The sequence below is a fragment of the Sphingomonas sp. C3-2 genome, from assembly GCF_033025475.1.
Taxonomy (GTDB): domain Bacteria; phylum Pseudomonadota; class Alphaproteobacteria; order Sphingomonadales; family Sphingomonadaceae; genus Sphingobium_A.
In genome coordinates this window covers 1,591,034-1,603,924 of sequence record NZ_CP130322.1, presented here as the reverse complement: position 1 = coordinate 1,603,924, position 12,891 = coordinate 1,591,034, and the positions used below count along the sequence as shown (strand labels likewise).

At 66.6% G+C, this 12,891-nt stretch carries 15 protein-coding genes; 4 read left to right on the top strand and 11 right to left on the bottom strand.

The genetic code is table 11. The annotated features are described in order from the left end of the window. Positions 1–17: 17 nt before the first annotated feature. Both QYC26_RS07845 and QYC26_RS07840 read right to left on the bottom strand, forming a co-directional pair. Complete coding sequence (locus QYC26_RS07845; RefSeq protein ID WP_317514830.1) at positions 18–1,259, bottom strand: ABC transporter permease; 1,242 nt, start codon at positions 1,257–1,259, stop codon at positions 18–20. Next, positions 1,256–2,194: an ABC transporter ATP-binding protein gene (locus QYC26_RS07840; RefSeq protein WP_411197636.1), complete on the bottom strand. Its 939-nt coding sequence runs from the start codon at positions 2,192–2,194 to the stop codon at positions 1,256–1,258. The genes QYC26_RS07845 and QYC26_RS07840 overlap by 4 nt, the downstream gene beginning before the upstream one ends. Before the next feature lie 139 nt (positions 2,195–2,333). Between QYC26_RS07840 and queG the strand changes: the two genes are divergently transcribed. Further along, a complete protein-coding gene (queG, locus tag QYC26_RS07835) occupies positions 2,334–3,419 on the top strand; it encodes a tRNA epoxyqueuosine(34) reductase QueG (RefSeq protein ID WP_317514829.1) in 1,086 nt (361 codons plus the stop codon). On the opposite strand, the gene QYC26_RS07830 is transcribed toward queG, so the two are convergent. Both QYC26_RS07830 and QYC26_RS07825 read right to left on the bottom strand, forming a co-directional pair. Further along, on the bottom strand, positions 3,406–3,774 hold the full coding sequence (locus tag QYC26_RS07830) for a hypothetical protein (RefSeq protein WP_317514828.1): 369 nt from the start codon (positions 3,772–3,774) through the stop codon (positions 3,406–3,408). The genes queG and QYC26_RS07830 overlap by 14 nt on opposite strands. Then, positions 3,771–4,451: an EI24 domain-containing protein gene (locus QYC26_RS07825; protein ID WP_317514827.1), complete on the bottom strand. Its 681-nt coding sequence runs from the start codon at positions 4,449–4,451 to the stop codon at positions 3,771–3,773. Before QYC26_RS07825 ends, QYC26_RS07830 begins: the two co-directional genes overlap by 4 nt. A gap of 118 nt (positions 4,452–4,569) precedes the next feature. On the opposite strand from QYC26_RS07825, the gene QYC26_RS07820 reads away from it, so the two are divergent. Continuing rightward, positions 4,570–5,571, top strand: a complete 1,002-nt coding sequence (locus QYC26_RS07820; protein ID WP_317514826.1) for an adenosine kinase — start codon at positions 4,570–4,572, stop codon at positions 5,569–5,571. 73 nt (positions 5,572–5,644) lie between these two features. Here QYC26_RS07820 and QYC26_RS07815 read toward each other — a convergent pair whose 3' ends face one another. From QYC26_RS07815 to hisB, 7 genes are all read right to left on the bottom strand, one after another. Then, a complete protein-coding gene (locus QYC26_RS07815) occupies positions 5,645–7,201 on the bottom strand; it encodes an amino acid permease (protein ID WP_317514825.1) in 1,557 nt (518 codons plus the stop codon). A gap of 171 nt (positions 7,202–7,372) precedes the next feature. After that, entirely contained in the window at positions 7,373–7,759 is a 387-nt protein-coding gene (locus tag QYC26_RS07810) for a histidine triad nucleotide-binding protein (protein WP_317514824.1), read from the bottom strand. A 4-nt stretch (positions 7,760–7,763) separates the two neighbouring features. After that, a complete protein-coding gene (locus QYC26_RS07805) occupies positions 7,764–8,084 on the bottom strand; it encodes a phosphoribosyl-ATP diphosphatase (protein WP_317515026.1) in 321 nt (106 codons plus the stop codon). 31 nt (positions 8,085–8,115) lie between these two features. Continuing rightward, on the bottom strand, positions 8,116–8,892 hold the full coding sequence (gene hisF / locus QYC26_RS07800; protein ID WP_317514823.1) for an imidazole glycerol phosphate synthase subunit HisF: 777 nt from the start codon (positions 8,890–8,892) through the stop codon (positions 8,116–8,118). After that, positions 8,889–9,620: a 1-(5-phosphoribosyl)-5-[(5-phosphoribosylamino)methylideneamino]imidazole-4-carboxamide isomerase gene (gene hisA, locus QYC26_RS07795; RefSeq protein WP_317514822.1), complete on the bottom strand. Its 732-nt coding sequence runs from the start codon at positions 9,618–9,620 to the stop codon at positions 8,889–8,891. The genes hisF and hisA overlap by 4 nt, the downstream gene beginning before the upstream one ends. Continuing rightward, positions 9,617–10,237 carry an imidazole glycerol phosphate synthase subunit HisH gene (hisH, locus tag QYC26_RS07790; RefSeq protein WP_317514821.1) on the bottom strand — a complete coding sequence of 207 codons (621 nt, stop codon included), beginning with the start codon at positions 10,235–10,237 and terminating at the stop codon, positions 9,617–9,619. The genes hisA and hisH overlap by 4 nt, the downstream gene beginning before the upstream one ends. Continuing rightward, positions 10,230–10,826, bottom strand: a complete 597-nt coding sequence (gene hisB / locus QYC26_RS07785; RefSeq protein ID WP_317514820.1) for an imidazoleglycerol-phosphate dehydratase HisB — start codon at positions 10,824–10,826, stop codon at positions 10,230–10,232. Before hisB ends, hisH begins: the two co-directional genes overlap by 8 nt. Positions 10,827–10,901: 75 nt before the next feature. Between hisB and QYC26_RS07780 the strand changes: the two genes are divergently transcribed. Both QYC26_RS07780 and fumC read left to right on the top strand, forming a co-directional pair. Continuing rightward, positions 10,902–11,381 carry an SspB family protein gene (locus tag QYC26_RS07780; protein ID WP_317514819.1) on the top strand — a complete coding sequence of 160 codons (480 nt, stop codon included), beginning with the start codon at positions 10,902–10,904 and terminating at the stop codon, positions 11,379–11,381. Positions 11,382–11,485: 104 nt separating this feature from the next. After that, positions 11,486–12,877: a class II fumarate hydratase gene (gene fumC, locus QYC26_RS07775; protein ID WP_317514818.1), complete on the top strand. Its 1,392-nt coding sequence runs from the start codon at positions 11,486–11,488 to the stop codon at positions 12,875–12,877. Positions 12,878–12,891 lie beyond the last annotated feature (14 nt).

The following is a 12,891-nucleotide window of genomic DNA, read 5'->3' as shown; positions in this document are numbered from 1 at the left end:
AATGCCACTGTTTACACCTATGTCAATGACGCGTCCGGCGCCTGTGGCCGTCGCCGCCGGAAGAGCGTGCCCGAGCCTGATTTGAGCACGCCGCGGCGGAAAAGGCGGGCCGAGACGATGATCGTGATCGCAACCCAGAGCGCCTGCCAGCCCAGCGCCAGAAGATGCGGCCAGAGCGCCGTTTCGGTTGCCGCGCGCGCCGCCATGGCAAAGGGCGAGGAGAAGGGAAATATCTCTGCTACGCGCGCGACCGTCGACCCCGGATCGGACGCCGCTGCCGAGGACATGCCGAACATCGCGACCTGAAACAGCGTGATGGGCAGCGAGAGAAGCTGAATCTCGCGCACCGTGGCCGCCTGTGCGCCGACGCCGAGGAAGACCGCGCCCAGAAGCAGATAGGCCATGGTGAAATAGGCGGCGGCGAGAACGAGAAAGGCGGGGAGCCCGATGGCGGGGCTGAGATGCGCGGAGAGCGCGGCATCGACCGGCGCCTGCGCGATGCCGATCACGGCGAGCGCCCCCCAAAAGGCGATGAAGAGCAATGCGACGCCGAACATGCCGATGAGCTTGCCGAGAAAGACGGCCTCGAGCGGGACGGCGGCGGCGAGAATCTCGATCACCTTGTTGCTCTTTTCCTCGGCCATGGTGCCAACCGCCTGCCCGGCGAGGAGCAGGGTGAGGAAGAAGAGGACGAAGACGGCCCCGAAGCCAAGCCCTTCCTTGCCGCGCGGGGTAGGGGTCTTGTGCGCGATCCGTTCGACGATCGGCTGGCTGAGCTTTGCATCGACTGCGATCCCGGCACGGCCGGCGCGCAGCGCATCCTCGGCCAGCCGGGCAAGATAGTCGCCCGCGCGCGGGCCGAGCGGACCGACCAGAATATGGGGGCGATCGAGCGGGCCGTAGAGAATGGCGCCCGTCTGGACATCGGGGCGGGCGATGAGCGTGCGCGCGGCGGATGCGGGATCGGCGGGGAGCGACAGCGTACGCAGCGCCGGTGGTTCCTCATGCGCGCGGTAGATCCGGCGCAGCGCGCCATCGGCGGCGTGGAGCCGCGTGGCATCCTCGGCGCTGACGAGCGCCACGATTTCGCCCGGAACGACGCTCGCCTGCCCCGCGCGCGACGCGCCGAGCCCGCCGACGACACCGAGCAGGATCATGAAGAAGGGGGCGAGCAGGAAGATGAGGAAGGTGGGGGTGAAGACCGTGGCGACGAAATCGCGCCGCGCGATCACCGCCGTCTGGCGGACAAGCCGGTTCATGCCTGCACCTCTGCATTGGCCTGGTTGACGATCCGCACAAAGGCGTCGTGCAGCCCCGGCCGGTCGAGCGAGAGGCCGGCAATGCCGTGGCCCTGGGCAAGCAATGTCTGGATCAGCGGCTCAATCCCTTCGGGCGGCAGGGTGAAGCGGTAGGCGGCGCCCACCGCCTCATGCCCCGCCGGGAGCAGCGCGGCGAGGCCGGGGCCGTTCGTGCGCGGGGTGTAGAGCGCGCGCATCGGCAGCGTGGCGCGGGCTTCGTCGACTGTGCCTTCGAAACGGCGCTGGCCACCGGCGATGATCGCGAGCCGATCGCACAGCCGTTCGGCATGCGCCATGACATGGGTGGAAAAGAGCACGGTGGCGCCGCGATCGCGTTCGCGCACGATGAGCGCCTCAAGCCGTTCCTGGTTGACCGGATCGAGGCCCGAAAAGGGTTCGTCGAGCACGATGAGTTCGGGCTGGTGGACGATCGCGCCGAGCAACTGGACGAACTGCGCCATCCCCTTGGACAGGCGGCGGATGCGCTGGTCGATCGCGTGCCCGAGCCCGGCCTCGCGCAGCAGAACTGCCGCGCGTGCCTTGCCCTCGGCGCGGGGCAGGCCGCGCAGCGCGCCCATGAACGCGATCGCGTCGACCGCCTTCATGCCCGGATAAAGGCCGCGTTCTTCGGGCAGATAGCCGATATGATCGCCGCCATCGCGCGGGCGCGCATGGCCGAGCACGGTACGGCTGCCCCGATCGGGCTCGATAATGCCGAGCAACATGCGGATCGTGGTCGTCTTGCCCGCGCCATTGGGACCGAGAATGCCGTAGATCATCCCGCGCGGAACCGAGAGGTCGATGCCTTTCACGACCGCACGGTCGCCGAAAAATTTGGTAAGCCCCTGCGCCGTCACCGCCGCTTCGTGGTGCACCTTGGCCGAAATCATCTCCATCCCCCACACGTTCGGCATATTTCCGGCGCGGGTCAATGCGCCATGCGGCCAGGCTGTATCGCCCGTCGCATCCCTCGCGACTTGCGTCTATGCTGGGCGGTACGAGGTTTTTCAGGGCTAGGCGACGAGTGGTTAGCGAATGGTGAAGGGCGGTATCGAGCAGGCATTGCGCGAGGAGGCGGCGCGGCTTGGCTTCGTTGCCTGCGGGATAGCGCGCGCCGATGCCGCGCCCGCGACCGCCGCGCGGCTCCACCAGTGGCTGGCCGATGGATGCCACGGCGACATGCTGTGGATGGCGGAGCGCGCAGCCCAGCGCGGTAGCCCGCAAGGGCTGTGGCCCGAGGTGCAATCGGTGATCATGCTGGGCATGAGCTATGCCCCCGTGAGTGATCCGCTGGCGCTGGCCGATCATCCCGAAGCGGGACGGATATCGGTCTATGCGCAGGGCAGCGACTATCACGACATCGTGAAAAAGGCGCTGAAGCATCTGGCGCGCTGGCTGGTCGAGCGGACGGGGGGCGAGCTCAAGGTTTTCGTCGATACCGCGCCGGTGATGGAAAAGCCGCTGGCCGAGGCGGCGGGGATTGGCTGGCAGGGCAAGCACAGCAATCTGGTGAGCCGGACCGATGGCAGCTGGTTGTTTCTGGGCGCGATCTACACGACGCTGGAGCTGGCGCCCGACCGGGCGGGGCGCGATCGGTGCGGATCGTGCCGCGCGTGCCAGGATGCCTGCCCGACACAGGCCTTCCCCGCGCCCTACCGCGTCGATGCGCGGCGGTGCGTTTCCTATCTGACGATCGAGCATAAGGGGCCGATCCCGGTGGAGTTCCGGGCGGCGCTGGGCAACCGCATCTATGGCTGCGACGATTGCCTTGCGGTGTGCCCGTGGAACAAGTTCGCGCAGGCCGGGCGCGCCAACCGCGCCTTTGCGCCGCGCGCCGAACTGACCGTGCCGATGCTTGCCGACCTGATGGCGCTCGACGATGCCGGGTTCCGCGCGGTGTTTTCGGGATCGCCGATCAAGCGGATCGGGCGCGACCGGATGGTGCGCAACGCCGCGATCGCGGCGGGCAATAGCGGCAACCCGGCCTTGCTGCCGGTAACCGAAGCATTGCTCGGCGATCCCGATCCGGCGGTGCGTGATGCCGCCTTATGGGCGGCCGCGCGGCTGGCGCCGGCGCGGTACCGCTACGGCGAGGATATCGAGGCGCTCAGCGCCGCTTGAGCGTGGCGGCGCAGCCCGCGCGATCGGTGTCGCGCCCATCGGGCAGGCGCGCATCGACATGGGTGACGACGGCTTCCTGCCCCTCGCGCCGGGCGTAGAGATAGGCGTCGAGCACGCAGCGGCCATTGGTGAACTGGAGGCGCCGCCCGCTAAATTCGCGCATGTCCTGAACCGGCTGGCCGAACAGGCGGGTGAGCGCGCGCGCATCCTGACCCAGAACATCTTCCAGCCCCTCGGCCCGCATCGGCGATGAGGGTGTGGACGGCGCGGTCGATTGGCCGCCATTGGGGACCGCCGCGCAGCCGGCGAGCAGCAGCGCGGCGCCGCTTGCGATCGACCAGCTTCGTGCGTTCATGATTTTCTCCCGTGGAACAGATGGGTTGCCATGGCTGCCCCGAGAATGGGGGCGGCAAGATTGGCGACAGGAACCACAAACAACCCCGTCGCGACAAGCCCGAGCGTAAAGCGCTGGGCGCGGGTCGTCGCGAGCCATGCCCGGATTGCCCCACGATCGAGATGGCGGACCGCCACCATTTCACCGAGATCGCGCCCGAGCAGCAGCGCATTGGCGATGAAGAAGACAAGCGCGGTGCCGATCCCGCCGGTGAAGAGCAGCGCGACATAGAGCGGCAGCAGCAAAAGGTTGAGCCCGATCGCGCGCGCCGCCGAGGCGAGCGCCATGCGCAGCGACGTGGCAAGCCCCACCGGGCGGGCCTGGGCGAGCGCCTGTGGATAAGTTTTGCGTTCGACCGCCTCGACCACCGAATCCGCGAAGAGGTTGAGGATGGTGACCGCGACGACGCGGAACAGCAGCCACGCGGCGAGCCCGCCCGTCACGACCGCGCCGATCGCCGCCGCGACATCGCCCGAGCGGCCCCAGCCATAATGATCGGCTGCGCGGTCCGCCCCCCACCAGAGCAAAGCGGCAAAAATGAGGAAAAAGAACAGGGTGAGTGCCACGACACGGAGCAGGATCGACAGGATCGCCTTGTCGAAAAGCTGGCCGAGCGACAGGGCGAAAGCGCGGATCATCCAACCCAGCATGGCGTGCGATACGCCGGAGCGTCAACCGCGCGGTTGCGTCGGCGTGCGCGCGCGATTACGCCTCTGCGCAAAATCACCCATAAACATTCCCATTCAGGAGCATTTCTTGAGCGATCCGCAATATGACATCGTCGCGATCGGCAACGCCATCGTCGACGTGCTGGCGCAGACCGATGACGCCTTCATCGCCGAAGAAGGCATGGCCAAGGGCACGATGCAGCTGCTCTTTTCGACCGAGGAAGCCGAAGCGCTCTACGCCAAGATGGGCGTTGGCCGCGAGGTGAGCGGCGGTTCGGCGGCGAACACCGTGGCGGGCGTCGCGGCGCTGGGCGGCAAGGCGGGTTTCATCGGCCAGGTGGCCGACGACCAGCTGGGCGCGGTGTTCGCGCACGACATCCGCGCGCAGGGCGTGGCGTTCGACACGGTGGCGCGCACCGAGGCCGAGCCGACCACCGCGCGCTGCCTGATCTTCGTCACCCCCGACGGCCAGCGCACGATGAACACCTATCTGGGCGCGTCGCAGTTCCTGCCCGCCGCCGCGCTGGACGCCGAGCTGATCCAGGCCGGCGCGATCCTGTATCTCGAAGGCTATCTCTGGGATCCGGCCGAGCCGCGCGCGGCGATGCGCAAGGCGATCGAACTGGCGCGCGGCGCGGGCCGCAAGGTCGCGTTCACGCTGTCGGATACCTTCTGCATCTCGCGCCACCGCGACGATTTCGTGAAGCTGCTCGAAGACGGTGATGTCGACATCCTGTTCGCCAATGAGGCGGAAATCATGTCGCTCAACGAAACCGAGGATTTCGAGGCAGCGGTGGCCGCGACGGCGCCCAAGGTGCCGCTGCTGGTGGTCACCCGCAGCGAAAAGGGCGCCCTGGCGATTGCCGGCGGCGAGCGCGTCGAAGTGGCGGCCGAGCCGATCGACAAGGTCGTCGACACCACCGGCGCGGGCGATCTGTTCGCGGCAGGCTTCCTGACCGGGCAGGCGCAGGGGCGTTCGGTGCGCGACAGCCTGACCTTGGGCGCGATGTGCGCGGCCGAGATCATCTCGCATTACGGCGCGCGTCCCGAAGTGGACCTGAAGGCGCTGGCCGCCAAGCGTTTCGGCTGAGCATTCCGCCAGACGGGCAAAAGAAAAGGGGAGGCCGCGGCCTCCCCTTTTTTGTTGGGTGTTGCCCGCCCGATCAGAGATCGGGGAGGGGCGGAACGGGCTGCGGCGGGGCATCCCGATCGGTTTCGTGGACCTCGATCAGACCACGGCCCAGATGGCTCTTGCGATAGCCATAGGCGAAGTAGAGCAGCAGGCCGACGCCGCCCCAGATGGGCAGGACCATCTTCGCATCGAAGGGTAGACGCCAGTAAAGGACGACACAGCCGATCAGCGTGGCGGGGGCGACGAGCCACAGCGCGGGCGTGCGGAACGGCCGGTGGCGCGTCGGTTCCTTGCGACGGAGCAGCACGACGGCGATGGCGACCGCGCAGAACGCAAAGAGCGTGCCGGCATTGGCGATATCGGCAAGCTTGCCCACCGGCAGGAACGCGGCGGCCAGCGTGACGCCGACACCCGTGATGCAGGTGATGATGTGCGGCGTCTTCCACTTGGGATGGACGTTCGACAGGCGTTCGGGCAGCAGGCCGTCACGCGACATCACGAAGAACATGCGCGTCTGGCCATAGATCATCACGAGGATGACCGACGGCAGCGCGAGGAAGGCCGCGAGGCCGATCAGATTGCCGAAGTTGAGATAGCCGATTTCGCGCAGCACATGCGCCAGCGCTTCCTTCGAGCAGGACAGCGGTTCCTGACCCATCCCCGCGAGTTCCTTGCAGCGATCGGCGAGGCCGGTCGAACCGGGCGCGAGCCATTCGCCCATCGCGCTCATCACCGGCTGCGAGCCGAGCGGCGAACCGATCGCGCCCGCGGCCACGAGCATGTAGAAGATGGTGCAGATGGCGAGCGAGCCGAGCAGGCCGAGCGGGACGTTGCGCTGGGGGTTCTTGGTTTCTTCCGCCGCGGTCGACACCGCGTCGAAGCCGACATAGGCGAAGAAGATCGAGGCAGCCGCGCCGATCACGCCTGCGCCGTCGCCGCTGGCCCAGCCCAAGGGCAGGAAGGGCTGGAAATTTTCCATCTTCATCACGGGCAGCGCGAGGATGATGAAGGCGGTGAGCGCAGTGACCTTGATCGCGACGAGCACCGCGTTGACGCGCGCGCTTTCAGTGGTGCCGCGGACGAGCAGCGCGGTGATGAGCAGCGCGATCACCACGGCGGGCAGGTTGATGATGCCGCCGGCAAAGGGGCCGTTCACAAGCTCGAATGGCAATTCGACCCCGAACCAGCCGCGCATCTGCCCGACGAAATAGCCCGACCACCCGACCGAGACGGCCGAGGCCGCGACGGCATATTCGAGGACGAGCGCCCAGCCGACGAGCCAGGCGAGCAATTCGCCCATCACGGCATAGGTATAGGTGTAGGCGGAGCCCGAGACGGGCACCATCGATGCCAGTTCGGAGTAGCAGAGCGCGGCGACCGCGCAGACGGCACCCGCAATGATGAAGCTGATCATCATCCCGGGGCCGGCCTTTTGCGCGGCCTCGGAAGTCAGAACGAAAATACCGGTCCCGATGATTGCGCCGACACCGAGCAGGGTGAGCTGAAGCGCCCCCAGCGACCGGTGCAGCGATTTCTTTTCGGCGGTAGCGAGAATGGCGTCCAGCGGCTTTACGCGCCCGAATATCATCTAATCGCGTCCCCTCAAGCTTGGGCCTCCCCCCAGGACGGCCCAACAAATTTTTGCAGGGAAAAAGCCTAGACGTAATTTTCGTGCGCGCAATAGTCTAAAGTGGTCGCGCGGGCCGGATAGCGCCGCATCCCCGACAGAAAATTGCCGGGGGCGGCTGAATTTACGGCCTTATTCGTGTGGGTGCGCGAGCATCGGGCCGAGCGGGCGACCGGCAAAAATATGGACATGGAGGTGTGGCACCTCCTGATGCGCATCGAGCCCGGCATTGGCGAGCAGGCGGTAGCCGGGGGCAACCAGACCTGCTTCGCGCGCGACATGGCCGACCGCGCGAATGAAGCCCACCACGTCACCGTCGGGCGCATTGGCGGTGAAATCGTCCCACGACACATAGGCGCCCTTGGGGATGACGAGGATATGGGTGGGCGCCTGCGGATTGATGTCGTGGAACGCCAGCGCATAATCGTCTTCATAGACCGTCTTGTTGGGGATTTCCCCGCGCAGGATCTTGGCGAACACATTGTCGTGATCATAGGGGCGCGTGGCGTCGATCGGCATGGCTTCAGTCCTTTGGGCGCGAGGCTTTTTCAGTGATCCCCGACGTGCCTTCGCGCCGGTCAAGCTCGGCGAGGACATCGTCGAACGACAGGTCGAGATCGGCGAGCAGCACGCCGAGATGGAAGAGGAGATCGGCGGATTCGCCGATCAGTTCCTGCCGGTCGCCCGCCATGGCGGCGATCACCGCCTCGACGGCTTCCTCGCCCAGCTTTTGCGCGATCTTGCCGCGGCCCTTTTGCGTGAGCTTGGCGACATAGGACTGGCTGGGATCGGCCTTGCGGCGTTCCCGGATGGTGGCTTCGAGCCTGGCGAGCGTTCCGGTCATGCGCGCAGTTGGCGCGGCGGCATCGTCAGCGTCAAGCATGTTGGACCGGGCGGCGGACGGGGATGCCGGCGGCGGCGAGCGCGGCATGCGCCTCGGCCACGCTGTGCTGCCCGAAATGGAAGATCGATGCGGCGAGCACCGCGCTGGCATGGCCCTCGGTGATGCCGGCGACGAGATGATCGAGCGCGCCGACGCCGCCGCTGGCGACCACGGGGACGCTGACGGCATCGGCGATGGTGCGGATGAGCGCAAGATCATAACCGTCGCGCGTGCCGTCACGGTCCATCGAGGTGACGAGCAGTTCGCCCGCCCCAAGGCTTGCCAGCCTGATAGCGTGTTCGACCGCGTCGATCCCGGTTTCGCGGCGCCCGCCATGGGTGAAGATTTCCCAGCGGCCGGGTTCGACCTGGCGCGCGTCGACCGAGGCGACGATGCACTGGCTGCCGAAACGCTCGGCAATATCGGCGACAACCTCGGGCCGCGAGACGGCGGCGCTGTTGACGGCGACCTTGTCGGCCCCGGCGAGGAGCAGCGTGCGCGCATCATCGGCGCTGCGCACGCCGCCGCCCACCGTGAGCGGCATGAAGCAGACCTCGGCGGTGCGGCGGACCATGTCGATCAGCGTGCCGCGGCCTTCATGGCTGGCGGAAATATCGAGAAAGCACAGCTCGTCCGCGCCCGCCGCATCATAGGCGCGCGCGGATTCGACCGGATCGCCCGCATCGCGCAGGTCGACGAAATTGACACCCTTGACGACGCGGCCGCCTGCCACGTCGAGACAGGGGATGACGCGCGCCCGGACCGTCATTGCGCGGCGATCGCCAGCGCGGCCTTGAGGTCGAGCCGGCCGTCATACAGCGCGCGGCCGGTGATGACGCCTTCGATCCCGTCGCGGGCATGGATGGCGAGCATGTGGATGTCGCTGATCCCCGCGACGCCGCCCGAGGCGATGACCGGAATGTCGGTGGCGCGCGCGAGATCGACCGTCGCCTCGACATTGCAGCCCTTGAGCAGGCCGTCGCGGCCGACATCGGTGAAGAGCAGCGCGGCGACGCCCGCATCCTCGAAACGGCGGGCCATGTCGACCACGGGTACGTCGGACACATCGGCCCAGCCCTTGGTGGCGACCAGACCGTCGCGCGCGTCGACCGCGACGACGATGCCGCCGGGGAAATCGCGTGCGGCCTCGCGCACCAGTTCGGGATTGTCGAGCGCGGCGGTACCGATCACCACGCGCGCCACGCCGAGATCGAACCAGCGTTCGATCGACTCGCGGGTGCGGATGCCGCCGCCAAGCTGGACATGGCCGGGAAACGCCTCAACGATTGCCTTTACCGCATCACCATTGACCGAATTGCCGGCAAAGGCGCCGTCGAGATCGACGACATGAAGATGGCCCGCGCCGGCTTCGGCGAAGAGCAGCGCCTGCGCGGCGGGGTTGTCACCATAGACGGTGGCGCGGTCCATATCGCCCTCGGCAAGGCGGACGACTTGGCCGCCCTTGAGATCGATGGCGGGGAAGATGATGAGGCTCATGGTTGCCACTCCAGAAAACGGGCGAGGAAATCGAGCCCGTATTGCTGGCTCTTTTCGGGATGGAACTGGACGCCGATGATCGTGTCGCGCGCGACGGCGGCGGTGACCGGACCGCCATGATCGCTCGTCGCGACGACATGGGCGGGGTTGGCGGCGTCGAAATAGAAGCTGTGCAGATAATAGGCCTCGCCCGCCGTGATCAGCGGGTGCGGGGTGGCCGGTAGAACATCGTTCCAGCCCATATGCGGCACCTTGCACGCCGGATCGGCGGGGGTGAGCTGCTTGACCGTGCCCGGAATCCAGCCAAGCCCGGCTTCACCGCCAAATTCCTCGCCGCGGTCGGCAAGCAACTGCATGCCGACGCAAATGCCGAGAAAGGGGCGCGCCTTGGCGAGCACGGCTTCGTCGAGCGCCGCACGCATGCCCGGAATCGCGGCCAGCGCCGAAGCACAGGCGGCAAAGGCGCCGACGCCGGGAAGCACGATGCGGTCCGCCGCCAGAACCGCTGCCGGGTCGGCGGTGACGGCGACGGTGCTCGCCCCCGCCGCCTTCAGCGCATTGTGGACCGAATGGAGATTGCCGGCGCCGTAATCGATCAGCGCGATCCGGTCAGACACCCCCCAGCGTTCCCTTGGTCGAGGGCACCGAATCGGCCTTGCGCGGATCGATCTCGATCGCGATGCGCAGCGCGCGGGCCAGCGCCTTGAACGCGCTTTCCGAAATATGGTGGTTGTTGCGCCCGTAGAGCGCCTCGAGATGGAGCGTGATGCCCGCCGAGCCCGCAAAGCTGTGGAACCAGTGTTCGATCAGCTCGGTATCGAGATCGCCCAGACGCGGCTGGGTGAACTCGGCCTTCCACACCAGATAGGGGCGGCCCGAAATATCGATCGCGCAGCGCGTGAGCGTTTCGTCCATCGGCGCATAGGCATGGCCATAACGGGTGATGCCCTTGCGATCGCCCAGCGCCTTCAGCACCGCTTCGCCGATCGCGATCCCGCAATCTTCGGTGGTGTGGTGCTGATCGATATGGAGATCGCCGATGGCCTTCACCCGAAGATCGATCAGCGAGTGCCGCGAAAGCTGCTCAAGCATATGATCGAGAAAGCCAATTCCGGTCGACACCTGATAGATGCCGGTACCGTCGAGATCGAGTTCGACTTCAATGTCGGTCTCGTTCGTCTTGCGATGAATAAGGGCCGTGCGCATGCCCGGTCCCATAGGCGCGGGCGCGCCGTGGTGCAATGTCTTGACCGACGCGGATCGAGCGTCCACCTAGGGAGGATGAGCGACGATACGCCCGATAGCCTGATTCCGTATGATGAGATCGTCCAGGAGGCGCTGCGCGCCGTCGTGGGCCGCGTGTTGGGCGAAGTGCAGCAAACCGGCGGATTGCCGGGCGCGCACCATTTCTACATCACCTTCAAGACGGCGGCGCCGGGTGTCGATATTCCGCGCCACCTGTCCGAGCGTTTCCCCGACGAGATGACCATCGTCCTCCAGAATAAGTTCTGGGATTTGAAGGTGGACGACATTGGTTTCGAGGTTGGCCTGAGCTTCAACCAGATCCCCGCAAGACTGGTTATCCCGTTCGCGGCGATCACCGGTTTCGTCGATCCGGCGGTGAATTTCGCGCTGCAGTTCCAGGCGCATCACGACGCCGAACCCGAACCGCATGACGAGCCCGAGAATGATCGCCCGCGCGCCGAGCCGGTGGAAGACGGGTCGAACGTCGTCGCTGTCGACTTCAGCCGCAAGAAATAATTCCAGCAGCCAAATAATTTATGCGCGGGGTTTGGGCCCCGCGCGGCAATGCCCATATGATCGATGCCCGGGCGGCGGCAGGACCGCCCTTGCGGAGTCGACACATGGTGCAAACCCGGACCGAAACCGACAGCATCGGCGCGATCGAAGTGCCGGCCGACGCCTATTGGGGCGCTCAGACCCAGCGTTCGATTGAAAATTTCCCCTTTGGCGACAGCGAACGCATGCCGATCGGCATCGTGCACGCGCTGGCGCTGGTGAAGCAGGCGGCCGCACGGGTGAACCGGCGGCACGGGCTGGACCCCGCGATTGCCGGTGCGATCGAACAGGCGGCGGCCGAGGTGCATGACGGGCGGCTGGACGCGCAGTTTCCGCTCGTCATCTGGCAGACGGGGTCGGGCACGCAATCGAACATGAACGCCAATGAGGTGATTGCCGGGCGCGCCAACGAGATTCTGGCGGGTACCCGCGGCGGCAAGACCCCGGTGCACCCCAATGACGATGTCAATCGCGGGCAAAGTTCGAACGACAGTTTCCCGACCGCGCTGCACGTGGCGGCGGCGCTGGCGGTGACGCGCACGCTGCTCCCCGCGCTCGACCGGCTGTACGGCGCGATCGAGACCAAGGCGGCGGCGTGGCGCGATCTGGTGAAGATCGGGCGCACGCATTTGCAGGACGCGACGCCGCTGACGCTGGGGCAGGAATTTTCGGGCTATGCCGCGCAACTGGCGGCGTGCCGCGAACGGATCGACCATGTCGTGCGCCACGATGTGCTGAAGCTGGCGCAGGGGGGCACGGCGGTGGGCACCGGGCTGAACGCGCCCGAGGGGTTCGACCACGCATTTTGCGCCGAAATGGCCGCGCTGACCGGGCTCGATTTCGAACCAGCGCCCAACAAGTTCGAGGCATTGGCCTCGAATGACGCGCTGGTGCAGCTTTCCGCCACGCTCGCGACGCTGGCCGTGGCGCTCAACAAGATCGCGAACGATATCCGGCTGCTCGGCTCCGGGCCCAGATCGGGGCTGGGCGAACTGATCCTGCCCGCCAATGAGCCGGGCAGTTCGATCATGCCGGGCAAGGTGAACCCCACCCAGAACGAGATGCTGACGATGGTGGCGGCGCAAGTTGTGGGCAATCATCAGGCGGTGACGATCGGCGGGCTGCAGGGCCATCTGGAACTGAACGTGTTCAAGCCGATGATCGGCGCCAATGTGCTCCGATCGATCGCGCTGCTGGCGACGGGGATGACGAGCTTTGCCGAACGCGCGGTGGATGGGCTGGAACCCGATCGCAAGCGGATTGCCGAACTGGTGGACCGATCGCTGATGCTGGTGACCGCGCTGGCGCCCGAAATCGGCTATGACAATGCCGCCAAGATCGCCAAATATGCGCATGAGCAGGGGCTTAGCCTGCGCGAGGCCGGGCTGGCGCTGGGCCTGGTGGATGCGGAGCGCTTTGACCGGGTGGTGAAACCCGAGACGATGATCGGGCGTTAGGGATTTTGTTCAGG